The sequence below is a fragment of the Pseudomonas sp. TNT2022 ID1044 genome, assembly GCF_028656895.1.
Lineage (GTDB): Bacteria > Pseudomonadota > Gammaproteobacteria > Pseudomonadales > Pseudomonadaceae > Aquipseudomonas > Aquipseudomonas reinekei.
This window is the reverse complement of sequence record NZ_JAMDHB010000006.1, coordinates 324,316-350,825: the sequence shown is the minus strand read 5'-3', so window position 1 is coordinate 350,825 and position 26,510 is coordinate 324,316. Positions and strand designations below refer to the sequence as shown.

At 60.2% G+C, this 26,510-nt stretch carries 21 protein-coding genes; 17 read left to right on the top strand and 4 right to left on the bottom strand.

What is annotated here, in order from left to right; all coding sequences use genetic code 11:
- Positions 1-6 precede the first annotated feature (6 nt).
- From pepP to gcvP, 9 genes are all read left to right on the top strand, one after another.
- Entirely contained in the window at positions 7-1,341 is a 1,335-nt protein-coding gene (gene pepP / locus M5G20_RS09885) for a Xaa-Pro aminopeptidase (protein WP_075946411.1), read from the top strand.
- Positions 1,338-2,525, top strand: a complete 1,188-nt coding sequence (gene ubiH / locus M5G20_RS09880) for a 2-octaprenyl-6-methoxyphenyl hydroxylase (protein ID WP_273918994.1) — start codon at positions 1,338-1,340, stop codon at positions 2,523-2,525. Before pepP ends, ubiH begins: the two co-directional genes overlap by 4 nt.
- Positions 2,518-3,003 (top strand): DUF4442 domain-containing protein, encoded by a 486-nt coding sequence (locus tag M5G20_RS09875; protein WP_273918993.1) that lies wholly within the window; start codon positions 2,518-2,520, stop codon positions 3,001-3,003. The genes ubiH and M5G20_RS09875 overlap by 8 nt, the downstream gene beginning before the upstream one ends.
- Before the next feature lie 9 nt (positions 3,004-3,012).
- Positions 3,013-4,230 carry a 2-octaprenyl-3-methyl-6-methoxy-1,4-benzoquinol hydroxylase gene (locus M5G20_RS09870; RefSeq protein WP_273919053.1) on the top strand — a complete coding sequence of 406 codons (1,218 nt, stop codon included), beginning with the start codon at positions 3,013-3,015 and terminating at the stop codon, positions 4,228-4,230.
- Between the two features lie 222 nt (positions 4,231-4,452).
- On the top strand, positions 4,453-5,457 hold the full coding sequence (locus M5G20_RS09865; RefSeq protein WP_273918992.1) for an extracellular solute-binding protein: 1,005 nt from the start codon (positions 4,453-4,455) through the stop codon (positions 5,455-5,457).
- 145 nt (positions 5,458-5,602) lie between these two features.
- On the top strand, positions 5,603-7,219 hold the full coding sequence (locus tag M5G20_RS09860) for an ABC transporter permease (RefSeq protein ID WP_273918991.1): 1,617 nt from the start codon (positions 5,603-5,605) through the stop codon (positions 7,217-7,219).
- 156 nt (positions 7,220-7,375) lie between these two features.
- Complete coding sequence (gene gcvT, locus M5G20_RS09855; RefSeq protein WP_273918990.1) at positions 7,376-8,458, top strand: glycine cleavage system aminomethyltransferase GcvT; 1,083 nt, start codon at positions 7,376-7,378, stop codon at positions 8,456-8,458.
- 49 nt (positions 8,459-8,507) lie between these two features.
- Entirely contained in the window at positions 8,508-8,891 is a 384-nt protein-coding gene (gene gcvH / locus M5G20_RS09850; protein WP_273918989.1) for a glycine cleavage system protein GcvH, read from the top strand.
- Positions 8,892-9,059: 168 nt separating this feature from the next.
- Positions 9,060-11,933: an aminomethyl-transferring glycine dehydrogenase gene (gene gcvP / locus M5G20_RS09845; RefSeq protein ID WP_273918988.1), complete on the top strand. Its 2,874-nt coding sequence runs from the start codon at positions 9,060-9,062 to the stop codon at positions 11,931-11,933.
- Positions 11,934-12,103: 170 nt separating this feature from the next.
- Here gcvP and M5G20_RS09840 read toward each other — a convergent pair whose 3' ends face one another.
- From M5G20_RS09840 to M5G20_RS09830, 3 genes are all read right to left on the bottom strand, one after another.
- Positions 12,104-12,421, bottom strand: coding sequence for a DUF2388 domain-containing protein (locus M5G20_RS09840; RefSeq protein WP_150734084.1), 318 nt, complete (start codon positions 12,419-12,421; stop codon positions 12,104-12,106).
- Positions 12,422-12,496: 75 nt separating this feature from the next.
- Positions 12,497-14,281 (bottom strand): GspE/PulE family protein, encoded by a 1,785-nt coding sequence (locus M5G20_RS09835; RefSeq protein WP_273918987.1) that lies wholly within the window; start codon positions 14,279-14,281, stop codon positions 12,497-12,499.
- A gap of 90 nt (positions 14,282-14,371) precedes the next feature.
- The gene (locus M5G20_RS09830; protein ID WP_273918986.1) at positions 14,372-14,710 is read right to left on the bottom strand and encodes a hypothetical protein; all 339 of its coding nucleotides are present in this window, start codon (positions 14,708-14,710) and stop codon (positions 14,372-14,374) included.
- A gap of 126 nt (positions 14,711-14,836) precedes the next feature.
- On the opposite strand from M5G20_RS09830, the gene M5G20_RS09825 reads away from it, so the two are divergent.
- Positions 14,837-15,307, top strand: a complete 471-nt coding sequence (locus M5G20_RS09825; protein WP_273918985.1) for an Lrp/AsnC family transcriptional regulator — start codon at positions 14,837-14,839, stop codon at positions 15,305-15,307.
- A gap of 118 nt (positions 15,308-15,425) precedes the next feature.
- Here the strand turns inward: M5G20_RS09825 and M5G20_RS09820 are convergent, their stop codons facing one another.
- A complete protein-coding gene (locus tag M5G20_RS09820) occupies positions 15,426-16,796 on the bottom strand; it encodes a CYTH domain-containing protein (protein ID WP_273918984.1) in 1,371 nt (456 codons plus the stop codon).
- 156 nt (positions 16,797-16,952) lie between these two features.
- On the opposite strand from M5G20_RS09820, the gene argE reads away from it, so the two are divergent.
- The 7 genes from argE (at position 16,953) to ssuD (ending at position 26,509) form a co-directional block, all read left to right on the top strand.
- Entirely contained in the window at positions 16,953-18,119 is a 1,167-nt protein-coding gene (gene argE, locus M5G20_RS09815; protein ID WP_273918983.1) for an acetylornithine deacetylase, read from the top strand.
- A 232-nt stretch (positions 18,120-18,351) separates the two neighbouring features.
- The gene (gene argA, locus M5G20_RS09810) at positions 18,352-19,650 is read left to right on the top strand and encodes an amino-acid N-acetyltransferase (protein ID WP_075946396.1); all 1,299 of its coding nucleotides are present in this window, start codon (positions 18,352-18,354) and stop codon (positions 19,648-19,650) included.
- 629 nt (positions 19,651-20,279) lie between these two features.
- Positions 20,280-21,611, top strand: coding sequence for an OprD family outer membrane porin (locus tag M5G20_RS09805; RefSeq protein WP_273918982.1), 1,332 nt, complete (start codon positions 20,280-20,282; stop codon positions 21,609-21,611).
- Between the two features lie 399 nt (positions 21,612-22,010).
- On the top strand, positions 22,011-23,348 hold the full coding sequence (locus M5G20_RS09800) for an OprD family porin (RefSeq protein WP_273918981.1): 1,338 nt from the start codon (positions 22,011-22,013) through the stop codon (positions 23,346-23,348).
- A 317-nt stretch (positions 23,349-23,665) separates the two neighbouring features.
- A complete protein-coding gene (gene ssuE / locus M5G20_RS09795) occupies positions 23,666-24,259 on the top strand; it encodes an NADPH-dependent FMN reductase (protein ID WP_273918980.1) in 594 nt (197 codons plus the stop codon).
- A 91-nt stretch (positions 24,260-24,350) separates the two neighbouring features.
- Positions 24,351-25,316 carry a sulfonate ABC transporter substrate-binding protein gene (locus M5G20_RS09790; RefSeq protein ID WP_273918979.1) on the top strand — a complete coding sequence of 322 codons (966 nt, stop codon included), beginning with the start codon at positions 24,351-24,353 and terminating at the stop codon, positions 25,314-25,316.
- A 44-nt stretch (positions 25,317-25,360) separates the two neighbouring features.
- The gene (gene ssuD, locus M5G20_RS09785) at positions 25,361-26,509 is read left to right on the top strand and encodes an FMNH2-dependent alkanesulfonate monooxygenase (RefSeq protein WP_273918978.1); all 1,149 of its coding nucleotides are present in this window, start codon (positions 25,361-25,363) and stop codon (positions 26,507-26,509) included.
- The last annotated feature ends 1 nt before the right edge of the window (position 26,510 follow it).

Sequence of the window (26,510 nt, the reverse complement as noted above, 5' to 3'; positions counted from 1 at the left end):
CTGCCCATGATCCATATCCCGAAATCGGAATACAGCCGTCGCCGCAAGGCCTTGATGGCGCAGATGGAACCCAACAGCATCGCCATCCTGCCCGCCGCCGCGGTCGCCATTCGCAACCGTGACGTAGAGCACGTCTACCGCCAGGACAGCGACTTCCAGTACCTCAGCGGTTTTCCCGAGCCTCAGGCGGTGCTGGTGTTGATGCCAGGGCGCGTACACGGCGAATACATCCTGTTCTGCCGTGAACGCAATGCCGAACGTGAACTGTGGGATGGCCTGCGGGCCGGGCAGGAAGGCGCGATTCGCGACTTCGGTGCCGACGACGCCTTCCCGATCACGGATATCGACGACATCCTGCCGGGCCTGATCGAGGGTCGTGACCGGGTGTATTCGGCCATGGGCAGCAACCCCGAATTTGACCGGCATTTGATGGAGTGGATCAACGTGATCCGCTCAAAGGCCAACCTCGGCGCCCAGCCACCGAACGAATTCGTTGCCCTGGATCATCTGCTGCACGACATGCGCCTGTATAAATCGGCGGCAGAAGTGAAGGTGATGCGCGAGGCTGCACGGATTTCTGCCCAGGCGCATGTGCGTGCGATGCAGGCCAGTCGTGCCGGGTTGTATGAGTACAGTCTCGAAGCGGAGCTCGATTACGAATTCCGCAAGGGTGGCGCGAAGATGCCCGCTTACGGCTCGATCGTCGCCACGGGGCGCAACAGCTGCATCCTGCATTACCAGCAGAATGACGCCGTGCTCAAGGACGGCGAGCTGGTGCTGATCGACGCCGGTTGCGAGATCGACTGCTACGCCAGCGACATCACCCGCACCTGGCCGGTGAATGGCAAGTATTCGGCGGAGCAGAAGGCGATCTACGAATTGGTGCTGGCGGCCCAGGAAGCGGCGTTTGCCGAAATCGCGCCGAACAAACACTGGAATCAGGCCCACGAAGCGACGGTCCGGGTGATCACTTCGGGCCTGGTGGAATTGGGTTTGCTCCAGGGCAATGTTGACGAATTGATCGCCGGCGAAGCCTACAAGGCGTTTTACATGCACCGCGCCGGTCACTGGCTGGGCATGGATGTGCATGACGTCGGCGAATACAAGGTCGGTGGCGAATGGCGCGTGCTGGAGGTCGGCATGGCGCTGACGGTGGAGCCGGGGATCTACATTGCCCCGGACAATCAGAGCGTGGCGAAAAAATGGCGCGGCATTGGCGTGCGCATCGAGGACGACGTAGTGGTCACCAAAACCGGCTGTGAAATCCTCACCAAAGGCGTACCGAAAACGGTCGCTGAAATCGAGGCCTTGATGGCGCAAGCGCGGACACAAGCGGCATGAGTCGAGTCAATCTGGCAATCATCGGCGGTGGCCTGGTCGGTGCCAGCCTCGCGTTGGCGTTGCAGGCCGGGGCCAAGGCCCGGGGCTGGAAAATCGTCCTGATCGAGCCCTTCGCCCCCGGCGATACCTATCAGCCAAGTTATGACGCGCGCTCCACCGCATTGTCCTTTGGTGCCCGTCAGATTTATCAGCGGCTGGGCGTTTGGCAGGAGATCTCCCGTCGTGCCGAGCCGATCAAACAGATTCACGTTTCCGACCGCGGGCGTTTTTCCACGGCGCGGCTGTCGGCCATGGAAGAGGGCGTTCCGGCGCTGGGCTACGTGGTGGAAAACGCCTGGCTCGGCCAATGCCTGTGGCAAGGCCTGGACAAAGACGTCATCAGTTGGCGCTGCCCGGCGGAAGTCACCCGCATGGAACCGCTCACCGATGGCTATCGCCTGACCCTCAATGACGAAACCACGCTGGAGTGCGACCTCGCCGTGTTGGCTGATGGCGGCCGCTCCGGCCTGCGCGAGCAACTGGGGATCGGCATTCGAAAGCGTCCGTACAATCAAAGCGCACTGATCGCCAACATCACCCCGAGTGAAGCCCACAACGGCATGGCGTTCGAACGCTTTACCGATGATGGGCCGATGGCGTTGCTGCCATTGCCGGACAACCGCTGTGCATTGGTCTGGACTCGCCTGGGGATGGATGCGCAACGCTTGGCCGCGCTGGATGAACGCAGTTTTCTGAGTGAATTGCAGGGCGTGTTCGGTTATCGCCTGGGCACGTTGAAGCAGGTTGGCGCTCGACATCTGTACCCGTTGGCGCTGGTCGAGGCCGAAGAACAGGTGCGTTCGCATCTGGCGGTGCTTGGCAATGCCGCCCACAGCTTGCACCCGATTGCCGGACAGGGTTTCAACCTGTCGTTGCGTGATGCCCAGGCGCTGGCCGATGCGTTGCTCGCCAGCGAGCAGTCACCGGGCGATTTTGCGACCTTGCAGGCCTATCGCGAGCGTCAGCGTCTGGACCAGAACCTCACCGTCGGTTTTTCCGATCAGGTCACGCGTCTGTTCGGCAGCACCCAGCCACTGGTTTCGCTGGGCCGTAATCTCGGGCTGCTCGGTCTGGATCTGCTGCCGCCGGCCAAGCGCTGGTTCGCCCGGCAGGCCATGGGCCTGGGTACTCGCCCTGATGCTTAAGTGGCTGACGCGCAAGTTCGGCAAGGCGCGATTGATGCGCCGATTCATGAGCTTCTATCCGCCATACCTTGGCGCTGGCGTTCGGGTGCAGCACATCAGCGATGATTTCCGCGACATCCAGGTCTGCATGGGCCTGAGCTGGTACAACCGCAATTACGTTGGTACCCAGTTTGGTGGCAGCCTGTATTCGATGGTCGACCCGTTTTTCATGTTGATGTTGATGGAGAACCTGGGTCGCAAGTACATCGTCTGGGACAAGGCTGCCGACATCGATTTCATCGCGCCGGGCAAAGGCCCGGTGTTCGCCCGTTTCAACATTGACGACACCTTGCTCGACGAAATTCGGCGGCAAACGGCGGGTGGCGAAAAATACCTGCCGCAACTGCAGGTCGATATTCATGACGGTGCTGGCAACCTCGTAGCACGCGTCGGAAAAACCCTTTACGTGCGGCTCAAGCCGCAAGCGAGACAGGCTTAAAGCATGGAAATGCGCGCAGATCTGCTGATTGTCGGAGCCGGAATGGTCGGCAGCGCCCTGGCGCTGGCGTTGCAGGACAGCGGGCTGGAAGTCCTGTTGCTCGACGGCAGCCCGATGAGCGTCAAACCGTTTGACGCTCAAGCCCCGTTCGAACCGCGGGTGAGTGCGCTGTCCATCGCCAGCCAGCGGATTCTCGAACGCCTGGGTGTCTGGGACGGCATCGCCAACCGGCGCAGCAGTCCCTATAGCGACATGCAGGTCTGGGACGGCAGCGGCACGGGGCAGATTCACTTCTCGGCGGCCAGTGTGCATGCCGAGGTGCTGGGGCATATCGTCGAGAACCGCGTGGTGCAGGACGCCTTGCTCGAGCGCTTGCACGATTGCGACCTGGGGTTGCTGGCCAATGCCCGCCTCGAACAGATGCGTCGTTCCGGCGACGATTGGCTGCTGACCCTGGCCGACGGCCGCACCCTGCGTGCGCCGCTGGTGATTGCGGCCGATGGCGCCAACTCGGCGGTGCGGCGCCTGACGGGCGTTGCGACACGGGAGTGGGATTATCTGCATCACGCCATCGTCACCAGCGTGCGTTGCTCGAAAAACCACCAATCGACCGCCTGGCAGCGCTTTACCGATACCGGGCCCCTGGCGTTCCTGCCCCTGGCGCGTGATGGTCAGCAGGACTGGTGCTCGATCGTCTGGTCGACCACACCGAGCGAAGCCGAACGCTTGATGGCGCTGGATGACGAGGCGTTTTGCCGCGAACTGGAACGCGCCTTCGAAGGCCGGCTCGGGGCCGTGCTCAACGCCGACCCGCGCCTGTGCGTGCCGCTACGTCAGCGTCATGCCAAGCGTTACGTGGCTGAAGGCCTTGCGCTGATTGGCGATGCGGCCCACACCATCCATCCGCTAGCCGGGCAGGGCGTGAACCTCGGGTTCCTCGATGCCGCCGTGCTGGCCGAAGTGTTGTTGCAAGCGGCAGGCCGTGGCGAGCGGCTGGCGGATGTGAAAGTGCTCAGCCGCTACGAACGTCGCCGCATGCCCCATAACCTGGCGCTGATGGCGGCAATGGAGGGCTTCGAACGCTTGTTCCAGGCCGACCCGTTGCCGGTGCGCTGGTTGCGTAATACCGGGCTGAAGATGGTCGACCAGATGCCCGAGGCCAAAGCGTTGTTTGTGCGCGAAGCCCTCGGACTGATTGGCGATCTCCCGGCACTCGCCAAGGCCTGAGATTTTCGCTGGGGCTGATTGGCCTCTTCGCGAGCCGGCTCCGCTCCCACATTTGAAATGCGTTCCACTGAGGGAGCGAGCCTGCTCGCGAATGCGTCGGCACATTCACCTCCTTTTTCGGCTGTGCAACATTTGGTAACGCCTCCACCAACTGTTCGATTGAGAAGGCAAATGTGAGTCCTTATCATTTGGCTTCCATTTTTTAATCGAGAGACCGCTCCCATGTTGGCACCGAAGCGTCTACTGACCGCACTGGCCTTGACCCTGATTGGCAGCACCGCGGCCCAGGCCGCCGACGAGGTGGTGGTCTACTCCTCGCGTATCGACGAACTGATCAAGCCAGTCTTCGATGCCTACACCGCAAAAACCGGCGTGAAGGTGAAGTTCATCACCGACAAGGAAGCGCCGCTGATGCAGCGGATCAAGGCCGAGGGTGAGAACGCCACTGCCGACCTGCTGCTGACGGTGGATGCCGGCAACCTCTGGCAAGCCGAGCAGATGGGCATCCTCCAGCCGTTCACCTCGAAGACCATCGATGCCAACATCCCGCTGCAATATCGCGCCGCGTCCCATGCCTGGACCGGCCTGAGCCTGCGCGCACGGACCATCGCCTATTCCACCGAGCGGGTGAAGCCGGGTGAGTTGACCACCTACGAAGCACTGGCCGACAAGAACTGGGAGGGTCGCCTGTGCCTGCGCACGGCGAAGAAGGTGTACAACCAGTCCCTGACCGCCACCATGATCGAAGTGCACGGTGCCGAGAAAACCGAGAAGATCCTCAAGGGCTGGGTCAACAACCTGTCCACCGACGTGTTCTCCGACGACGTTGCGGTGCTTGAAGCCATCAACGCCGGCCAATGCGACGTGGGTATCGTCAACACTTACTACTACGGTCGCCTGCACAAGCAGAAACCGGAGCTGCCGGTGAAGCTGTTCTGGCCGAACCAGGCGGATCGCGGCGTGCACGTCAACCTGTCGGGCATCGGCCTGACCAAGCACGCGCCGCACCCGGAAGCCGCCAAGGCCCTGGTGGAGTGGATGACCACGCCTGAAGCGCAGAAGATCTTTGCTGACGTGAACCAGGAATTCCCGGCCAACCCGGCTGTTCAGCCATCCGCTGAAGTGGCCGCATGGGGCAAGTTCGTTGCGGACACCTTGCCGGTGGAAATCGCGGGCAAGCGTCAGGCTGAAGCGATTCGCCTGATGGATCGGGCTGGCTGGAACTGACACCTGCTGGTTTAAAGAGTAAAAGATCGCAGCCTTCGGCGGCGCCTACAGGGTGATCACCCACTCACTGTAGGCGCTGCCGGAGGCTGCGATCTTTTTGTGTTTCACGTACATTTCGTTGATTTTTCTCCAGAGAGCTTTTCCTTTGGCCCACCCCGCCCAACGCCGCTGGTATCCCCTGGTCTTCGCCATCGCTGCGCTGGTCCTGCTGCCCTTGAGCGTGTTGCTGCTGTCCTGGCAAAGCATCGATCAACAGATCTGGTCCCATCTCTGGGCAACGCAGATGCCGCGCCTGCTGGGCAATACCCTGACCCTGGTGCTCGGGGTTGGCGTCGGCGTGACGGTTCTCGGTGTGAGCCTGGCCTGGCTCACCAGCCTCTGCGAATTCCCCGGCCGACGCTGGCTGGACTGGGCGTTGATGCTGCCTTTTGCAATTCCGGCCTACGTGCTGGCGTTCGTCTTTGTCGGCTTGCTGGATTTCGCCGGTCCCGTACAAACGCTGTTGCGTGAATGGTTCGGCACGGGGCTGCGCCTGCCACGGGTGCGTTCCACGGGCGGGGTGATTCTGGTCTTGGTGCTGGTGTTCTATCCCTACGTTTACCTGCTGGCACGCACGGCATTCCTGGCGCAGGGCAAAGGCCTGATGGAGGCCGCGCGGGTGCTTGGGCAATCGCCATGGCAAGCGTTCTGGCGGGTGGCCATGCCCATGGCGCGTCCCGCCATCGGCGCAGGCGTGGCATTGGCGTTGATGGAAACCCTGGCGGATTTCGGTGCCGTCTCGGTGTTTAACTTCGACACCTTCACCACCGCCATCTACAAGACCTGGTACGGCTTTTTCAGCCTCTCCACCGCCGCGCAACTGGCCAGCCTGCTACTGCTGGTGGTGATGCTGGTGCTGTACGGCGAGCGTCGTGCCCGTGGCGCCAATCGGGCGAGCAATGAACGGCCACGGGTCAAGGCGTTGTACCACCTGCGTGGGGGCAAAGCGCTGCTGGCCACCGGCTGGTGCGGTTTGGTGTTTGCCTGCGCCTTCGTCATTCCGATGCTGCAACTGGTGGTGTGGTTCTGGCAGCGTGGGCGCTTTGATCTCGATGAGCGTTACACCGGGCTGATCATCCACACCTTGTACCTGGGCGCGATGGCCGCGTTGATCACCGTCAGTGTCGCCCTGGTCCTGGCGTTTGCCCGACGTTTGGCGCCGACGCAAGGCATCCGTGCGGGTGTCAGCCTGGCCAATCTTGGCTACGCCTTGCCCGGTTCGGTGCTCGCGGTGTCGATCATGCTGGCGTTCAGTTATCTGGACCGCGAACTGGTGATTCCACTCTCCGGCTGGCTTGGCGGTGACGGCAAGCCACTGCTGCTGGGCAGTCTGGCGGCGCTGTTGCTGGCCTATCTGGTGCGCTTCATCGCCGTGGCTTACGGGCCGCTGGAAAGCAGCCTGGCACGTATACGGCCCTCTTTGCCCGAAGCGGCACGTAGCCTGGGTGTCAGTGGGCCACGACTGTTTTTCAAAGTGTATCTGCCGTTATTGCTGCCCGGTTCGCTGAGCGCGGCGTTGCTGGTGTTCGTCGATGTTCTCAAGGAAATGCCGGCGACCCTGCTGATGCGCCCGTTTGGCTGGGACACGCTGGCAGTGCGCATCTTCGAAATGACCAGTGAGGGTGAGTGGGCCAGGGCGTCTTTGCCGGCGCTGACCCTGGTTTTGGTCGGGCTGCTACCGGTAATCGGATTGATACGACGTTCGGCGCATCGAAACAGCTAGGTGTCAGTCCTACACCTTGCGGCTACAATGCGCGGCATTCGGTGCGGTCCGTCTGACAGACAAGGTAGTAAAAATCGGCTGGAAGCCTTTGATTTCAAGGTTTGCATACGGTTTATCACTCGCCCGCACCTTCGCCACGCCCGGAAGGAGAAACCCATGGGACAGCGTACGCCTCTGTATGACCTTCATCTCGCCCTTGGCGCGAAGATGGTCGATTTTGGCGGTTGGGATATGCCCCTGCATTATGGATCGCAGGTCGAGGAACACCATCAGGTGCGCCGCGATTGCGGTGTCTTCGATGTATCCCACATGACCGTGATCGATGTCGGCGGCCCCCAGGCCAAGGCCTGGCTGCAGCACTTGCTGGCCAACGACGTCGAACGCCTGCACAGCTCTGGCCGTGCGTTGTACAGCACCATGCTCAATGAGCGTGGCGGCATCGTTGACGACATGATCGTCTACCGCCTCGATGAGGGTTATCGCCTGGTGGTCAACGCGTCCACCCGCGATCAGGATATGGCGTGGATGCAGGCCCATCTCGACGGTTTCAAGGTGCAGCTCAGCGAACGGGCCGAACTGGCAATGCTGGCCATTCAGGGGCCTCACGCCCGGCACAAGATTGCCGAACTGGTGAACCAGTCCCGCGGCAACCTGATCCAGCTTCTCAAGCCTTTTGAAGGCCAGCCCGACGGTGACTGGTTCATCGCGCGAACCGGTTACACCGGTGAAGACGGTCTGGAAATCATCTTGCCGGCCGATCAGGCACCGGGCTTTTTCAACGACCTGGTGGGCGCGGGTATTTCCCCGATCGGTCTGGGCGCGCGCGATACGCTGCGGGTCGAGGCCGGGATGAACCTCTACGGTCAGGACATCAATCAGGACGTTTCCCCGCTGGCCTCCAACATGGCCTGGAGCATTGCCTGGGAACCGGCCTCGCGCCAGTTCATCGGGCGCAAGGCGCTCGAAGCCGAAAAGGCCGGCGGCGTACAGCACAAACTGGTGGGGCTGGTTCTTGAGGAGCGCGGTGTTTTGCGCGCTCATCAAGTGGTCCGCATCGCTGATGTTGGCGAAGGGGAGATCACCAGTGGTAGTTTCTCTCCTACGCTTAGCAAGTCGATTGCACTGGCGCGCGTGCCGATGGCAACTGCCGACCGCGCAGAAGTGGAAATCCGTGGCAAGTGGTACCCGGTCCGAGTGGTCAAACCGACCTTCGTACGCCATGGCAAAACCTTGATCTAACCTTTTCCGGCGGACTTTGACCGCTAACAAAATCTTGAGGACACAGAACATGAGCGATATTCCTGCCGACCTGCGTTTTGCCGAAAGTCACGAATGGGCACGTCTGGAAGCCGATGGCACCGTCACCGTGGGCATCAGCGATCACGCGCAGGAAGCGCTGGGTGATGTGGTGTTCGTTGAGCTGACTGAAGTGGGCAAAGTGTTTGCCGCTGAAGATCAGGCCGGTGTCGTTGAATCGGTCAAGGCCGCTTCCGACATCTACGCCCCGATTGCCGGTGAAGTGATTGCGATCAACGAAGAGGTGGGCGAAAACCCGGAGCTTCTGAACACTGATCCGTACGGCGCGTGGATCTTCAAACTCAAGCCAAGCAATACGGCTGACCTGGACAAGCTGCTCGATGCAGAGGCTTACAAGGCCGCCATCGGCGAGTAAGCCTTCAAGCGTGATCCTCAAAGCCCCGACTCGTCGGGGCTTTGTTATTTGCGCTGAAGATCCCTTGTGGGAGCAGGCTCGCTCCCACAAGGGGAAGTGTGCATCGGCTGCTATGCTGGTTTGACCGTGTTGCATCGACGCTGAGCGCCAGTCAAGAGAGAGCCCGTCATGTCCCAGTTGCCGTCCCTGAGCCAGTTACGCGACCCCAATGCCTTTCTCCGCCGTCACCTAGGGCCGGATGCCGCCGAGCAACAGGCGATGCTCGACAGCCTCGGTCTTGGCAGCCGGGTCGAACTGATCGAACAGACCGTGCCGCCGGGAATTCGCCTGAACCAGCCGCTCGATCTGCCACCGGCACTGGACGAAGAAGCGGCACTGGCCAAGCTGCGCGGCTATGCCGAGCAGAATCAGGTCTGGACCAGCCTGATCGGCATGGGCTATCACGGCACGCTCACGCCGCCCGTCATCCTGCGCAACGTGCTGGAAAATCCCGGCTGGTACACCGCTTACACGCCTTATCAACCGGAGATCGCCCAGGGTCGGCTCGAAGCGTTATTGAATTTCCAGCAATTGACCATCGACCTCACGGGGCTGGAGCTGGCCAACGCCTCACTGCTGGACGAAGCGACCGCCGCGGCGGAAGCGATGGCCCTGGCCAAGCGCGTTGCCAAATCGAAAAGCAATCTGTTCTTCGTCGATGAAAACTGCCATCCACAAACCATTTCCGTGGTGCAGACTCGCGCCGAAGGCTTCGGCTTCGAGTTGATCATCGATGCTGTGGATAACTTGAAACAGCACCAGGTGTTCGGTGCGCTGCTGCAGTATCCCGACACCCATGGCGAGATCCGCGACCTGCGTCCGTTGATCGATCACCTGCATGCCCAACACGCGCTGGCTTGTGTCGCCACGGATTTGCTGAGCCTGCTGTTGTTGACCCCGCCGGGCGAGTTGGGAGCGGACGTGGTGTTCGGTTCATCCCAGCGGTTCGGCGTGCCGATGGGTTACGGCGGGCCGCACGCGGCGTTTTTTGCCAGCCGCGACGAATACAAGCGGGCGATTCCCGGGCGGATCATCGGCGTGTCGAAAGATGCCCGAGGTAACGTCGCCTTGCGCATGGCCCTGCAAACCCGCGAACAACATATCCGTCGTGAGAAGGCCAACTCCAACATCTGCACGGCCCAGGTGCTGCTGGCCAACATCGCCAGTTTCTACGCGGTCTACCACGGGCCGGAAGGGCTCAAGCGCATTGCCCAGCGTGTGCACCGGCTGACCTGCATCCTCGCCGAGGGGCTTGAGCGCAAGGGCATCAAGCGCCTGAACCAGCAGTTCTTCGACACCCTGACGCTGGAAGTCGGGGGCACCCAGACCGCGATCATTGAAAGTGCGGTGGCTGCGCAGATCAATCTGCGCATCCTGGGGCGTGGACGATTGGGCTTGAGCCTCGACGAAAGCTGTAACGAATCCACTGTGGCAAAACTGTTCGATGTGTTCCTGGGTGCCGATCATGGGCTCAACGTCGACGAACTGGACGGGCAAACGCTGGCCTGCGGCATTCCCGCCGGTCTGGCACGCACCACGCCCTATCTGCGTCATCCGGTGTTCAGCGCCCATCACAGCGAAACTGAAATGTTGCGCTACCTCAAACAACTGGAAAACAAGGATCTGGCACTCAATCAATCGATGATCCCGCTGGGCTCGTGCACCATGAAGCTCAACGCTACCAGCGAGATGATCCCGATCACCTGGCCGCAGTTCGCCAATCTGCACCCGTTTGCGCCGAAGGATCAGGCCGTCGGCTATTCATTGATGATCGAAGAGCTGGAGCGCTGGCTCTGCGCGATCACCGGTTTCGATGCGATCTGCATGCAACCCAACTCCGGTGCCCAGGGCGAATACGCCGGGTTGCTGGCGATCCGCAAATACCACGAGAGCCGCCAGCAGGGTGGGCGGGATATCTGCCTGATCCCGTCATCGGCCCATGGCACCAACCCGGCGTCAGCGCAGATGGCCGGGATGCGCGTGGTGATCGTTGAGTGCGATGAGGCCGGTAACGTCGATCTGGATGACTTGAAGGAAAAGGCTGCGCAGGCAGGGGAAAAACTGGCCTGCCTGATGGCGACTTATCCTTCGACCCATGGCGTTTACGAGGAAGGCATTAGCGAGATTTGCGAAGTTATCCACAGCCACGGTGGGCAGGTTTACATGGACGGCGCCAACCTCAATGCCCAGGTCGGACTGGCGCGACCGGCGGACATCGGCGCCGACGTGTCCCACATGAACCTGCACAAAACCTTCTGCATTCCCCACGGTGGCGGCGGGCCGGGCATGGGGCCGATTGGCGTGCGTGCGCATCTGGCGCCGTTCGTGGCCAACCACCCGGTGGTGCCCATCGACGGGCCATTGGCGCAGAACGGCGCGGTCAGCGCGGCGCCCTGGGGCAGCGCCAGTATCCTGCCGATCAGCTGGATGTACATCGCCATGATGGGGCCGCAACTGGCGGACGCCAGCGAAGTGGCGATCCTGGCGGCCAATTACCTGGCACAACATTTGTCCGGCGCGTTCCCGGTCCTCTACACCGGGCGTAACGAGCGGGTGGCCCATGAGTGCATTCTTGATCTTCGGCCATTGAAAGCGCTGACCGGGATCACCGAAGAGGATGTGGCCAAGCGCCTGATGGACTATGGCTTCCATGCTCCGACCATGTCGTTCCCGGTGCCGGGGACGTTGATGGTCGAGCCTACGGAAAGTGAATCGAAGGCGGAACTGGACCGGTTCATCGGGGCCATGCTGAGCATCCGCGCAGAGATTACCGAAGTGCAAAATGGCAACTGGCCGGCCGAGGACAATCCCTTGAAACGTGCGCCGCATACACTGGCTGATATCACCGGGATCTGGGAGCGTCCCTACAGCATCGAGCAAGCGGTGACACCGGATGCGCACACCAAGGCCCACAAGTATTGGCCGGTGGTGAACCGCGTGGATAACGTCTACGGGGACCGGAATCTGTTTTGTGCGTGTGTGCCGCTGGATGAGTACCGCTGAAAAAAGACACGCCCCTGTAGGAGCAGGCTTGCCGGCGATGAGGCCGGCACATCCAACATCTCCGGTGACGGGTACGCCGCCATCGCTGGCAAGCCAGCTCCTACAAGGGGTTTTGTACGGTGCAAAAAAATGCCGCTCAGATGAGCGGCATTTCTGTTCAGCAACCGGGCTTATTCGGCAGCCACGGCATTCTTCGCCAGAATCGCGTTCGCCAGTTCCATATCCGTAGCCTGCAGGCCCGGATTGTCGGCGCGGACTTTCTGCATGGCCGCTTCCAGATATGGGCCGCGGATGCCTCCGTCGCTGGCAACGAAGCTGCCGGCGTCGTCCTGGGCCGCAACGATCAGTTTGTGATCCTTGAAGGTCAGGTAGGTCGAACCGGTGGTCGCACCGGACGAAATGACGTTACGCCAAAAGGTGTCAGCCATCGCCGAACCGACTGGCAGGGACAACAAGGCCATGGTGGCGACAGCAAGTTTGAAACGCATAGGGGTGACTCCACAGGGTTTTTTAACTACGGCGTTGGATTGCCATTTCCCCAATCGAGTTCCGTCACCGCCCAGCTACTTCTGCTCGCTCTGCGGCGTCACGCGCAGGACTTCTTCGACGGTGGTCAAACCGGCGGCCACTTTTTGCGCCCCGGACAATCGCAAGCTGCGCATCCCTTCCTTGAACGCCTGGCGCCGCACCGCCAGCAAGTCGGTGTCCGGGTTGATCAGGGTTTTGATGCCGTCGGTGAGCTGCATGATTTCGTAGACGCCCGCCCGTCCGTGATAACCGGTGTCGCGGCATTCCAGACAACCGATGGCGCGTTGCGCGTTGGTCGGCAGCGGCGCTTGCCAGGGCCGGGTCAGGGTTTGCCAGTCCTCTTCATTCAAGGCTTGCGGCGCCTTGCAGTGCGGGCACAAGGTGCGCACCAGGCGTTGGGCCATGACGCCGAGTACCGTGGCTTTGATCAGGTAATGTGGCACGCCGAGTTCCAGCAGGCGACTGATGGCGCTGGGCGCATCGTTGGTGTGCAGCGTCGACAGCACCAGGTGTCCGGTGAGGGCGGCCTGGATTGCCATCTCGGCGGTTTCCAGGTCGCGGATCTCGCCGATCATGATGATGTCCGGGTCTTGCCGCATCAATGCGCGCACGCCGGCGGCGAACGTCAGGTCGATGTTGTGCTGGACCTGCATTTGGTTGAACGCCGGCTCGACCATTTCGATCGGGTCTTCGATGGTGCAGAGGTTGACCTCCGGCGTCGCCAGCTTCTTCAGCGTGGTGTAGAGCGTGGTGGTCTTGCCCGAACCGGTCGGGCCGGTGACCAGAATGATGCCGTTGGGCTGGCGGGTCATGTCCTGCCAGCGTCGCAGGTCGTCGGCGGAGAATCCCAGTTGGTCGAAGTCCTTGAGCAGCACCTCGGGGTCGAAGATCCGCATGACCATTTTTTCGCCAAAGGCCGTTGGCAGCGTCGATAGCCGCAGTTCGACTTCACCGCCATCCGGGGTCTTGGTTTTCACCCGGCCGTCCTGGGGTTTACGCTTCTCCGCGACGTTCATCCGGCCCAGGCTTTTCAAGCGGCTGACGATGGCCATGGTTACTTGCGGCGGGAATTGGTAGACGTTGTGCAACACGCCATCGATGCGGAAACGCACCGTGCCCTGCTCGCGCCGGGGCTCGATGTGGATATCGCTGGCGCGCTGCTGGAAGGCGTACTGGAACAGCCAGTCGACGATGTTGACGATGTGCGCGTCGTTGGCGTCCGGCTCCTGATCGCTGGCGCCGAGGTTGAGCAACTGTTCGAAGTTGCCCAGGGTGTTGACCTGCTGGTCGGCGTTGTTCGCTCCGGTAACCGACTTGGCCAGGCGAAAGAACTCCACGCTGAAGCGCTGGATATCCACGGGGTTGGCGACCACGCGTTTGATCGGCAGCTTCAGTACGTGGGTCAGGTCGGCTTCCCAGCCGTTGACGTAAGGCTGGGCGCTGGCGACAGTCACGGCGTCGCGGTCGATGGACACCGCGAGGATCTTGTGGCGCTGGGCGAAGGCGTAAGACATCAGCGGTGTCACGGCCGCGACGTTGATCTTCAGCGGGTCGATACGCAGGTAAGGCTGGCCGGCCTGCTGGGACAGCCACAGGGTCAGGTTTTCCAGGTCGAGGTGTTTGCCCGGCCGGCTGAGGTCGTCCAGCTGCTGGCTGGCGATGAACTCCAACGGGTGCATCTGACCCTGGGCAGCATGCCGGCGTCGGGCGTTGAGCGCCTGCTCAGCTGCGTCCTGGTTGATAAACCCTTGGGCGACCAGCTCACGCAGCACATCATTGAGATCCAGCCAGCGGTCCTGAATGGCGAATTGAACGGACATGCGGGCTCCTTTTGAACAACAGTCCGCAAAGGATAGCCGCCACCCCACGGACCGTTGGGCCACTACCCGACGAAGCCGTATCCAGTCTTTTCAACCCGCCGCCTGAGCCGCTTCAACCCAGGCCGAATCGGCGGTTTGCAGCTCGACCGAGCACACGCTGATCAGGTTACGAAGTTTTTCCGCAATCACCTGGGCTCGGTGCCAGCTCAATCCGTCCATGACGATCTCGATAGCCAGCAGGTCGTCCTGGCGCTGCACGTTTACCTGGTCCGGCGTGAGAAATTGCAGGGCGAACAGGTTGAGCGCGCGGCACAGCACGTCCGGCTCGGCTTCGGCCAGCAATTGGTATTGCACACGGCAGTGGGCATTGCCGGCATTCCAGACGTCGGCGCGGGTGGGCGAGGTGTTTACGGCTTGCAGCTGCGGCATGATCGGTCTCCAGACTGAGTGGAGAAATTTTTACATTCGGTGCGGGGTATTTCTTATCTATGATTGGGCGTATTCGAGGTTTAATGGATCATGTAATCCAAAAATCTATCAGTTAAAGGTTTTTTTATGCACAGCGAGCTGGACAGCTACGACCGTAAAATTCTCGCGTTGCTGCAGGAAGACGCTTCGCTCTCCAGTGCGCAGATCGCCGAACAGGTCGGGCTATCGCAGTCGCCGTGCTGGCGGCGGATTCAGCGAATGAAGGAGGAGGGGATCATTCGCGGGCAGGTGACGTTGCTCGACCGCAAGAAAATCGGCCTCAACACGCAGATATTCGCCCAAGTGAAACTCAATGCCCACGGGCGTTCGAACTTCACCGAATTTACCGAAGCGATTCGCGGGTTTCCCGAGGTGCTGGAGTGTTATGTGCTGATGGGGGCGGTGGACTTCATGCTGCGGATCGTCGCGGCGGACATCGAGGCCTATGAGCGCTTCTTTTTCGAGAAGCTGTCGCTGGTGCCGGGGATTCAGGAGGTGAATTCGGTTGTGGCGTTGTCGGAGATCAAGTCGACTACCAGTTTGCCGGTGGTGCGGTAATTGCCTTTGTGGCGAGGGAGCTTGCTCCCGTTGGGTTGCGAAGCGACCCCAAAACCGGCGTTTGTCGGAATTGGGAGTCCTTCGGCCTCCAGCGGGAGCAAGCTCCCTCGCCACAGGGTTACATGCGCAGAAGCATCTTCCAGGCACGGTTCTGATAGACCGCAATCGCCTGCTGCTTACGCGCATCAAGCAGTTCGTCAGTGATCGTCGGTTCGTTGGCCAGTTGCGCCAGTTTGTTCAGCTCACCGTACAGGCGATCCATTTCCGGGACTTCCAGCACGTTGCGCGCATGGTGCAGCCAGACCTGGATGCGCTCGATGCGCGGCAACTGTTCCGCCAGATCTTCCGGTTGTTGCTGATAACGCTGCAATTGCAGCGAAGTGGCTTCTTCGCCCAGCAAACGTGGCAACCAGCTACCCAATTGCGCAGCGCCCTGGCGATTGCCACGGGTGTTGCGCTCGGCGGTCCAGGTGCGGGCCAGCAACCAGCGTGAGGTGGTCAGGGAGAACAGGCCCCAACGCGGGTCTTCCAGTTCCTCGAGGAATTGCTCCGGCGCGGCTTTGCGCACGTCTTCATCGTCAAGGCCGGCTTGCACCAGCGGACGCCAGTCTTCCAGCAAGGCATCGAGCGCAACGCGCAGGTCGTGGGTCGACTGACGCGGTGCGGCTTGACCGAGGCTGCTGATCAGCGCGCGCAATTCCGCCAGGCTTTCGACCCAGTCCTGCAGCAGGCGCCAGTGGCCATTGAAGCGATACTGCTCGGCCAGCCGCTGGCTGCTGCCCAGCAAGTGCCAGCTCAGCGCGGCGAACGCGTCGTCCAGCGGCGTTTCGGCGGTGATCTGCGGCGCCGGCAGGCTCAACGAATAGCTGTGGGCGTCGTACAGGCGATAACCGCGCTCGGCCTTGCTGATATCGCAGGGCATCAGCGCCAGTTTTTCCGCCAGCTCGGCGGCCAGTTCCAGCAGCGCGGCCGGCTCGCCTTCGCGCAGTTCCAGTTCCAGCTCGCAGATTTCTTCTTTCTGCTTGCCGACCACGACGTGGCCCAGGTCCAGAGCGGCTTCGATGACCACTTTGGTCTTGCCGCGGCCCCAGGCGATTTCCGCGCGTTCGCGGACGAAATCGGTGGTGAAGATCGGCTTCAAGGTTTTCTTGTCCAGTTCGGCCAGTTCTTCGGGCCAGCATTCGCCGTCGAGTTTCTTCAGGTCGAGCTTGGCTTTGGGCAGGTTCCAGTCGTATTCGTTACGCACCGACAGACCGGCGACGCTCTGCCCGCGGGTCTTGAGGGTCTGGATCACTTCTTCGCCATCCTTGCGCAGGCGCAGGGCAACTTTGGCCTGGGCCAGATCGCGCTCTGGGGTGTCAAAGTATTGATTCATCAACTCACGGCGTTCCCAGCCACTTTTGTTGCGTTTTTTAAGAAGAGGGTGCTCGCGCAGGGCGGCGAGGGTTTCGCGGCTGACGCGGAGTTTGATTTCGGTTTCTTTCTGCATGGCCGGAAAATCCAGGATCGGGAGCGCAGCCGGGGGAATAGGTGGCTGCCAAGGTCGTGCAGTGTACAGGACTCGACCTTGCTCCGCCGCGCGACGGTTTATTCCTGTCGCCGGATGGTTCTATGATGGTCTTCAATTCGGGAGTTGGAGTCAGCGATGCCTTTGCCGTCCATGAAAGATCAATTCGCTGCGCTGATTGCTGCACCGTCCGTCAGCTGCACCCAGGCAAGCCTCGATCAGTCCAATCGCCCGGTGATCGATCTGCTGGCAGCGTGGCTCGGTGACCTGGGTTTCGCCTGCGATATCCAGCAGGTCAGCCCGGGCAAATTCAATCTGCTGGCCAGTTTTGGTTCCGGTCCTGGCGGGCTGGTGCTGGCCGGTCACAGCGACACCGTGCCGTTCGATGGCGCGTTGTGGCAGACCGATCCACTGAAGTTGACCGAGGTCGATGGGCGTTGGATCGGGTTGGGCAGTTGCGACATGAAGGGTTTTTTCGCCCTGGCCATCGAAGCGGTCAAACCGCTGCTCGATCAACCGTTCAAGCAACCGCTGCTGATCCTTGCTACGTGTGATGAAGAAAGCTCGATGTCCGGTGCCCGGGCGCTGGCTGCAGCGGGGCGACCGCTGGGGCGTGCCGCCGTGATCGGCGAGCCGACCGGGCTCAAGCCGATCCGCATGCACAAAGGCATCATGATGGAGCGCATCGACATTCTCGGGCAAAGCGGCCATTCCTCCGACCCGCGCCTGGGCCATAGCGCGCTCGAAGCCATGCACGATGCCATGGGTGAACTGCGCGGCCTGCGCCTGTTGTGGCAGCGTGAATTCCGCAATCCACAGTTCAGCGTGCCGACGCCGACCCTGAATTTCGGCTGCATTCATGGCGGCGACAATCCCAATCGCATCTGTGGGCAGTGTTCGCTGGAGTTCGACTTGCGACCGTTGCCAGGTATGGACCCCAAATTCCTGCGGGCCGAGATCCAGCGCAAGCTCAATCCGATTGCCGAGCGGCATCAGGTCAAGATCGATTACGCGCCGCTATTCCCCGAAGTGCCGCCCTTCGAGCAGGCTGAAGATGCCGAGTTGGTGCGCATTGCCGAAAAGCTGACCGGCCATGGTGCCGAAGCAGTGGCGTTCGCCACAGAAGCGTCTTATCTTCAGCACCTTGGCTGCGAGACACTGGTGCTCGGCCCGGGCGATATCGCCTGCGCCCACCAGCCGGGGGAATACCTTGAAATGTCACGTTTGCAGCCTACGGTGCATCTATTACGACAGTTGATTGAACATTACTGCCTGACACCGGCCCAAACCCGACACGACGTGTAGGAGCCGGCTTGCTGGCGATGAAGGATGACGCGGTTCATCTGACAGACCGCAGCGCTTGCATCGCCAGCAAGCCGGCTCCTGCAGGTTTCATGTATAAATTGCCGATGTTCAAACCCGTATTCATGAGGAGAGCGCGCGTGTCGCCAAGCCTGTTCCGACGATAACCATCAGCCCGCTGTGCGTTTTCTGTTCCGCCCTTTTATCGGCTGCTATTTATTACAGGCCCAGGTTCATGCCCGAATACGTTAATTGGCTTCGTCACGCTTCGCCTTACATCAACGCTCACCGCGATTGCACCTTTGTCGTCATGCTGCCCGGCGACGGCGTTGAACACCCGAACTTCGGCAATATCGTCCACGACCTGGTGCTGTTGCACAGCCTGGGCGTGCGACTGGTGCTGGTGCACGGGTCCCGTCCGCAAATTGAAACGCGCCTCGCCGCTCGCGGCCTGACCCCGCATTATCACCACGGCATGCGCATCACCGATGCTGCAACGCTGGAGTGCGTGATCGATGCGGTGGGCCAGTTGCGCATCGCCATTGAAGCGCGGCTGTCCATGGACATGGCGTCCTCGCCGATGCAGGGCTCGCGCCTGCGGGTGGCCAGCGGCAATCTGGTGACCGCACGGCCGATCGGCGTGCTCGAGGGCGTCGACTATCACCACACCGGCGAAGTGCGCCGGGTTGACCGCAAAGGCATCAACCGCTTGCTGGACGAGCGTTCCATCGTGCTGCTGTCGCCGCTGGGTTACTCGCCGACCGGTGAAATTTTCAACCTCGCCTGTGAAGACGTTGCCACCCGCGCGGCCATCGACCTGGGCGCAGACAAGTTGCTGCTGTTCGGCGCCGATCTGGGTTTGATCGACGAAAACGGCCGTCTGGTGCGCGAACTGCGTCCGCAGCAGGTGCCGGCGCATTTGCAGCGCCTGGGCAGTAACTATCAGGCGGAGCTGCTGGATGCCGCCGCTGAAGCCTGCCGTGGCGGCGTGGCCCGCAGCCATATCGTCAGTTATGCCGAAGACGGCGCGCTGCTGACTGAGCTGTTCACCCGCGACGGTGGCGGTACGCTGGTCGCGCAAGAGCAGTTCGAAGTGGTGCGCGAAGCGGCCATCGAGGACGTCGGCGGTTTGCTGGATTTGATCAGCCCGCTGGAAGAGCAGGGCATCCTGGTGCGCCGTTCCCGCGAGGTGCTGGAGCGCGAGATCGAGCAGTTCAGCGTGGTCGAGCGCGAAGGCATGATCATCGCGTGTGCGGCGCTCTATCAGATTGCCGATTCGGATGCCGGAGAGCTGGCGTGCCTGGCGGTAAACCCGGAGTACCGTCACGGCGGTCGCGGCGATGAGCTGTTGGAGCGCATTGAAACCCGCGCCCGCGCCCAAGGCTTGAAGACGCTGTTCGTGCTCACCACCCGCACCGCGCACTGGTTCCGTGAGCGTGGTTTCGTGCCGAGCAGCGTCGACCGCCTGCCATCGGCACGGGCGTCGCTGTACAACTATCAGCGTAATTCGAAGATCTTCGAAAAAGCGCTGTAAATCGCGGTGCTTTTGTGGCGAGGGAGCAAGCTCCCTCGCCACAGGGGCTGCATACGCCTGCACAATTTTCGCGCTGACAGATGGCGAATAGTCCGGCAGCACTGTTTCGACCCTCCCCTGTCCCTTCAAACACTTCGCCTCGCGCCCGTACCCGCCGTCCTGGCCGCCACGGTGCATCCGGGCGTAAACCCCACGCGCGGTAAAAGAAATTCACAGCGATACACAAACTGTAATAAATGGTTTGGATAGTGCGCGCTTGGTCGTGATGGCGGGGGCTTGTTCGACCGGTTTTGTTTCGGATTTATGACCCAAGCTGGTCGATCTGAAAAACAACCTTTCAATACCCTTTAGGAATTAGCTTAAGAGCCATCCGCTCTAGTCCGGGGGGACGATTGGAGTGAGCTAAATTCCTAAACGGTATGAGAAAAGAATCCATCCATTCTTTTCAGGTTCATGACGAACTCATGGACCTGCATGGACCAAAAAACCGGGGATTAGACCATGGTCGTAGACACACATAGTTACGATTGACTTGTGGGTCACGGTACGGCGCTAATCGCGCATCTTAGGATTTCGGGCAATGACCCGAGACCAGGAATACAAGAATTAGAATCGAGAGGAGCTTCACAATGAACAAGTCCACCCTGGCTTTGGCCGTGGCCGTAGGGGTATTGGCGCAGCAGGCAGGCGCCGCCGGTTTTATCGAAGATAGCAAGGCTTCGGTTAGTTCGCGCACCATGTATTACAACGACGATAACCGTGACTCAGGCGGCTCGGATCAGCGTGAGACCGCAGAAGGTCTTAAGTTTGATTACCTGTCGGGGTTCACCCAAGGCACTGTAGGCTTCGGTATAGATGCCCAGGCACTGGTTGGCATCCATTTGGACGGTGGCAAAGGTCATCATCCAGCCAACAACAATACATTCTTCCCTAGCGACACCGACGGTTCTGCCGTAGACCAGTGGAGTCGTGCGGCGGCCAACGTCAAAGCCCGCTTCTCTAAGACTGAGGCTCACTTGGGCGGCGCTTTGCAGCCAAACATGCCGATTCTGGTAGCGAACGACAGCCGTCTGTTACCACAGACCTTTGACGGTGGGACTATCACCTCGAAGGAAATCGACAATGTGACCCTCAACGTAGGCCAGCTGGAACACTCGGCTGGTCGCGCCTCGTCTAACTCCACTGGACTGGCAGTTGCTGGCGGTACTCAAGACAGTAATCAGTTCCGGTATGCCGGTGCGGACTGGAAAGTCACTAAAGACTTGATGCTGCAGTACTATCACTCGAATCTGAAGGATTACTACAAACAGGATTTCCTCGGTCTTGTGCACGTTTTCCAGATTGCTCCGAACCAGTCCTTCAAGAGTGATCTGCGTTATTTTGACAGCAGCTCTGACGGCAAGAACGGTGACGCCGGTTATCGTTTCAACAACAACGGTGGTTTCGCCAAGACCCCGGGTGAGGTCGATAACAAGACCTGGAGCGCCATGTTCACCTACACCCTGGGTGGCAACGCTTTCCTCCTCGGTCATCAGCGTGTCAATGATGATGGTGGTTTCGTTTACCTGAACCAAGGCAACGTAGTTGACGGCAACGGTCGTCCAGAAGCTAATGGTGGCGCCAGTTTCTACCTCTTCACTGACGCCATGATCAACGGCTTCGTTCGTGCCGGTGAGAACACTACCTTTGGTCAATACTCGTACGACTTTGCTGCTGCGGGTGTGCCTGGTCTGAAAGCGTCCGTGGCTTACTTGAAAGGTGAAAATATCAAGTCCGCAACAGGCGGCAGCGATGCCTCCGAGTGGGAGCGTGATATGCGCGTGGACTACACCATTCAGCAGGGTACGCTCAAAGGTTTGGGCGCAACTGTGCGGCATGGCGTTTACCGCGGCGATGCAGCCGGCATTGCAGACAAAGACCAGACCCGTCTGATCTTCAACTACACCTACAGCTTCATGTAATAGCGGTTCCCATCAAAAAACCTCACCTCTTGGTGAGGTTTTTTTTAGCTGCAGTTCAATATTCCATAATGTTTGCTGATAATCATTTTTTATTCTTTTTAGCTTTTTTCTCCAGCGCTTACAGTAAGCCCATCCGACACGCACCGTAAGCTTCGGATCGAGCTGAAAATCCCTTCGCGATAAAACAATTCAGGAATCGGCGTTCGTGCCGATACCCAGAATCTGTGTTGTCGTGGCTTATATCTCAATGCGATTAAAAAATCATCATCAATTCTTTTAAGGATTATGAAGAGGTATCCTGCGCGCCCGAAAAAAGAGGCGCGAATGACGCGTCTGCGGATCCAGGGCATTCGACCCAGGACCGGCAACACAAGAATTGAAAACGATAGGAGCGAAACAATGAACAAGTCCACCTTGGCCCTGGCAGTGGCCGTAGGGGTTTTGGCGCAGCAAGCAAGCGCCGCCGGTTTCATCGAGGACAGCAAGGCAACATTGGGGCTGCGCAACTTCTACATCAACCAGGACTTCCGTGACGGGAGTGCCGAACCGAACAAGAACGAAGAATGGGGCCAAGGCTTCGATCTGCGTTTCATCTCCGGTTACACCCAGGGCACCGTCGGTTTCGGTGTTGATGCGATCGGCCTGCTGGGCGTGCGCCTGGATTCGGGTGGCGGTACCAACGGCGCCACGTCGACTTCTTACGGCGGAACTGTTTTCCCAAGCAAATCCAACGGCGAAGCGGTTGATAACTTTTCCAGCCTGGGCCTGACCGCCAAGGCCAAGGTTTCCCAGACCGAGCTGAAGCTGGGCACCCTGCAGCCGAAGCTGCCGGTTATCGTTACCAACGACGGTCGTCTGTTGCCACAGACCTGGCAGGGTGGCCAGATCACTTCCGGCGAGATCAAGGACCTGACGCTGACAGGCGGCCAGATCGAACACGTCAAGGGTCGTAACTCCAGCAACAATGAACAGTTGTCGATTGGTGGCGCAAATGCGCGTGTCGCCAACAGCAACAAATTCATCTATGCCGGTGGTGACTACAAAATCACCAAAGACCTCTTGGCCCAGTACTACTACGGCAATCTGGAAGACTTCTACAAGCAGCACTTCCTGGGTCTGGTGCACAACTGGGCTATTGGCCCGGGCGTACTGAAGTCGGATTTCCGTTACTTCAACAGCTCTGATGATGGTGCCAACAGCAATACATCGGCGTACTTCAGCAGCGGCAACTACAGCGGTGTGCAAAGCGGCAGAGGTCAGGTCGACAACAACCTGTACAGCGCCCTGTTCCTGTATACCGTTGCCGGCCATACCTTTGGCGGCGGTTACCAGGTCAGCAACGGCAGCAGCGACTTCCCATGGCTGAACCAGGGCGACGGTTCGTCGAACTACACCATCACCGACGCACAAATCCAGAAGTTCGGTCGTGCCGGCGAGAAAACCTGGCAAGCACGCTACTCCTATGACTTCGCCAAGGTCGGCGTACCTGGCCTGACGGCGGGTGTGGTTTACCTGCACGGCGACGACATCGACACGGTGAACTCTTCCGGTCGTCAACTCGCAAACGGCGCTTCCGAGTGGGAACGCGACCTGACCGTGGGTTACGTTGTACAGTCCGGCGCGTTGAAGAACCTCGGCCTGATGTGGAAAAACGCCATGTGGCGCACCGACCTGCCGAACACTCGTTCCCAGGACGAAAACCGCCTGATCGTCAGCTACTCGATCCCGCTGTTGTAACAGCGTCCGCAGGTGACAAAAAAAGCCCCGCCCGGCATTACGCCGGGCGGGGCTTTTGCGTTTCAAGGCGGGGTCACCCCCGTAATCCCGCCTTGAAATTCCCTCTTTTTGCAGCAACTCAAGGCCTTCTCGAACCTTGTGGTCGATGTTCGGCGGGTTGCGCTCGCGCGTCCAGTGAATAGATCTTTAATATTCCCATAGTGAATAAACAAATGAATAAATATGATTTATGGATATATAAATCACCTGTTAAGGTCATTCCATCAAAGCGAGATCGCAAACCGCGAATCGTCTGTAACCATCAAGGAATTGTCTGAATGCTGGTCGTCTCACTCGGTGGCAGTCCCAGTCAACGCTCCCGATCCGGGGTCCTGCTGGATCGCTCGCAACGTTGGCTGCAAGAGCAGGGCGTGGAAGTGGTGAGTTACCAGATACGGGACTTTCCGGCCGAAGACTTGCTGCACGCACGTTTCGACAGCCCCAAGGTGGTCGACCTGCTGCAACAGATTGAAAACGCCGATGGCCTGCTGATTGCGACGCCGGTGTACAAGGCTTCGTTTTCCGGTGCACTGAAAACCGTGCTGGACCTGCTGCCCGAGCGTGCACTGGCGCACAAAGTGGTTTTGCCCATGGCCACTGGCGGCAGCATCGCTCACATGCTGGCGGTGGATTACGCGCTCAAGCCAGTGTTGTCGGCGTTGAAAGCCCAGGAACTGCTGCAGGGGATTTTCGCGGTCGACAGCCAGATAGCCTACGGCGAAGGCAGTGCCCTGGCGCAGCTGGCACCCGAACTGGAACAACGACTGAATGAATCACTGGCGCTGTTTTTCAGCGCCATGGCGCGACGGCCCAAACCGCTCGATCCGAACCTGTTGAATGAACGTTTGTTGAGTGCTCGCTGGAGCATTTAAACGCCTACCCGGCATTGATGTACTGGCCTTACTCGCCCGCTAACGGGCAAGCAGGTGCAGCCAAAAACCCAACTGCAAAAAGGAGAGCGCCATGCGCCCTGTCATTTTGCGTCGTGGTCTGGTCGCTCTGTTTGCAGCGGCTGTAGCCTTCGGCGCCATTACTCAAGCTCAAGCCGAAACATTGCGAATCGGCTATCAGAAATACGGCACTCTGGTGCTGCTCAAAGCCAAAGGCACTCTGGAAAAACGCCTCGCCGCCCAAGGTGTGGACGTGCAATGGACTGAATTTCCCGGCGGCCCGCAATTGCTTGAAGGCCTGAACGTCGGCTCCATCGACTTCGGTGTGACCGGCGAAACCCCTCCGGTGTTTGCCCAGGCGGCGGGCGCTGATCTGCTCTACGTCGCCTACGAACCACCAGCGCCTCATAGCGAAGCGATCCTGGTGCCGAAGGACTCGCCGATCAAATCGGTGGCCGAACTCAAGGGCAAGAAAGTCGTCCTCAACAAAGGCTCCAACGTGCACTACCTGCTGGTGCGTGCGCTGGAAGATGCCGGCCTCAAATACACCGACATCCAGACCGTATTCCTGCCGCCGGCCGATGCCCGCGCCGCGTTCGAACGTGGCAGCGTCGATGCCTGGGTGATCTGGGACCCGTACCAGGCGGCCGCCGAACAGCAACTGCAAGCACGCACCCTGCGTGATGGCAAAGGCATCGTCGACAACCATCAGTTCTATCTGGCGACCAAGCCTTATGCGCAGAAAAATCCTGAGGTGATCAAAACCCTGGTGGAAGAAGTGCGCGCCGTCGGCGAGTGGTCCAAGGCCAATCCACAAGAGGTGACCCAACAAGTGTCGCCACTGCTCGGCCTGCCAGCGGACATCACGTTGACCTCGGTGAAACGTCAGGGCTACGGCGCCTTGTTCCTGACCCCGGAGGTGGTCGCCGCGCAACAGAAAATCGCCGACAGCTTCTACCAGCTCAAGCTGATTCCCAAGCCACTGAGCATCAAAGACGTGATCTGGACGCCACCGGCCGCTGTTGCCAAAGCTCAGTAACCAACGCTCAGAAACTCAAGCCGATTCCCCAAGGAGACCACTCCATGAGCCTCAACATCTTCTGGTTCCTGCCTACCCACGGCGACGGCCATTACCTTGGCACCGCCGAAGGCGCTCGCGCCGTCGACCACGGTTACTTGCAACAAGTCGCACAAGCGGCGGATCGCCTGGGCTTCGGCGGCGTGCTGATTCCTACCGGCCGTTCCTGCGAAGACTCGTGGCTGGTGGCGGCGTCGCTGATTCCGGTGACCCAGCGTTTGAAGTTTCTTGTCGCCCTGCGCCCCGGGATCATTTCCCCGACGGTGGCGGCGCGTCAGGCGGCCACGCTGGATCGTTTGTCCGGCGGACGTGCGCTGTTCAACCTGGTCACCGGTGGTGATCCGGAAGAACTGGCCGGTGACGGTCTGTTCCTCAGCCACGAAGAACGCTATCAGGCTTCGGTGGAGTTCACACGCATCTGGCGCCGCGTGCTGGAAGGCGAGACCGTCGATTACGACGGCCAGCACATCAGCGTGAAGGGCGCCAAATTGCTCTATCCACCGATCCAGCAACCGCGTCCGCCGCTGTACTTCGGTGGCTCGTCGGAAGCGGCGCAGGACCTTGCGGCAGAACAGGTCGAAATGGTATTGACCTGGGGCGAACCACCGGCCGCGGTGGCCGAGAAGATCGAGCAGGTTCGGGCCAAGGCGGCGAAGCTCGGCCGTACCGTGCGCTTCGGAATTCGCCTGCATGTCATCGTGCGTGAAACCAGTGCCGAAGCCTGGCAAGCGGCGGACCGTCTGATCTCCCACCTGGACGACGAGACCATTGCCCGTGCCCAGGCGTCCCTGGCGCGTTTCGATTCCGTCGGCCAGCAACGCATGGCCGCGCTGCACGGTGGCAGCCGCGACAATCTGGAAGTCAGCCCTGACCTTTGGGCTGGTGTCGGCCTGGTGCGCGGCGGTGCCGGTACGGCGCTGGTGGGCGATGGACCGACCGTGGCGGCACGCGTGAAGGAGTACGCGGACCTGGGAATCGACACCTTTATCTTCTCCGGTTATCCACACCTGGAAGAGTCGTATCGGGTGGCCGAGCTGCTGTTCCCGCACCTCGATATCGAACGTCCCGAGTTGCCGAAAAGCGCCGGCTACGTCAGCCCGTTCGGCGAGATGGTCGCCAACGACATTCTTCCCAAAGCCGCGTCGCAGAGCTGAG

What these genes read in the sequence shown, in the direction of transcription:
- pepP (WP_075946411.1), top strand. Translation starts at nt 7, where the DNA reads ATGATCCATATCCCGAAATCGGAATACAGCCGTCGCCGCAAGGCCTTG.
- ubiH (WP_273918994.1), top strand. Translation starts at nt 1,338, where the DNA reads ATGAGTCGAGTCAATCTGGCAATCATCGGCGGTGGCCTGGTCGGTGCC.
- M5G20_RS09875 (WP_273918993.1), top strand. Translation starts at nt 2,518, where the DNA reads ATGCTTAAGTGGCTGACGCGCAAGTTCGGCAAGGCGCGATTGATGCGC.
- M5G20_RS09870 (WP_273919053.1), top strand. Translation starts at nt 3,013, where the DNA reads ATGCGCGCAGATCTGCTGATTGTCGGAGCCGGAATGGTCGGCAGCGCC.
- M5G20_RS09865 (WP_273918992.1), top strand. Translation starts at nt 4,453, where the DNA reads ATGTTGGCACCGAAGCGTCTACTGACCGCACTGGCCTTGACCCTGATT.
- gcvT (WP_273918990.1), top strand. Translation starts at nt 7,376, where the DNA reads ATGGGACAGCGTACGCCTCTGTATGACCTTCATCTCGCCCTTGGCGCG.
- gcvH (WP_273918989.1), top strand. Translation starts at nt 8,508, where the DNA reads ATGAGCGATATTCCTGCCGACCTGCGTTTTGCCGAAAGTCACGAATGG.
- gcvP (WP_273918988.1), top strand. Translation starts at nt 9,060, where the DNA reads ATGTCCCAGTTGCCGTCCCTGAGCCAGTTACGCGACCCCAATGCCTTT.
- M5G20_RS09840 (WP_150734084.1), bottom strand. Translation starts at nt 12,421, where the DNA reads ATGCGTTTCAAACTTGCTGTCGCCACCATGGCCTTGTTGTCCCTGCCA.
- M5G20_RS09835 (WP_273918987.1), bottom strand. Translation starts at nt 14,281, where the DNA reads ATGTCCGTTCAATTCGCCATTCAGGACCGCTGGCTGGATCTCAATGAT.
- M5G20_RS09830 (WP_273918986.1), bottom strand. Translation starts at nt 14,710, where the DNA reads ATGCCGCAGCTGCAAGCCGTAAACACCTCGCCCACCCGCGCCGACGTC.
- M5G20_RS09825 (WP_273918985.1), top strand. Translation starts at nt 14,837, where the DNA reads ATGCACAGCGAGCTGGACAGCTACGACCGTAAAATTCTCGCGTTGCTG.
- M5G20_RS09820 (WP_273918984.1), bottom strand. Translation starts at nt 16,796, where the DNA reads ATGCAGAAAGAAACCGAAATCAAACTCCGCGTCAGCCGCGAAACCCTC.
- argE (WP_273918983.1), top strand. Translation starts at nt 16,953, where the DNA reads ATGCCTTTGCCGTCCATGAAAGATCAATTCGCTGCGCTGATTGCTGCA.
- argA (WP_075946396.1), top strand. Translation starts at nt 18,352, where the DNA reads ATGCCCGAATACGTTAATTGGCTTCGTCACGCTTCGCCTTACATCAAC.
- M5G20_RS09805 (WP_273918982.1), top strand. Translation starts at nt 20,280, where the DNA reads ATGAACAAGTCCACCCTGGCTTTGGCCGTGGCCGTAGGGGTATTGGCG.
- M5G20_RS09800 (WP_273918981.1), top strand. Translation starts at nt 22,011, where the DNA reads ATGAACAAGTCCACCTTGGCCCTGGCAGTGGCCGTAGGGGTTTTGGCG.
- ssuE (WP_273918980.1), top strand. Translation starts at nt 23,666, where the DNA reads ATGCTGGTCGTCTCACTCGGTGGCAGTCCCAGTCAACGCTCCCGATCC.
- M5G20_RS09790 (WP_273918979.1), top strand. Translation starts at nt 24,351, where the DNA reads ATGCGCCCTGTCATTTTGCGTCGTGGTCTGGTCGCTCTGTTTGCAGCG.
- ssuD (WP_273918978.1), top strand. Translation starts at nt 25,361, where the DNA reads ATGAGCCTCAACATCTTCTGGTTCCTGCCTACCCACGGCGACGGCCAT.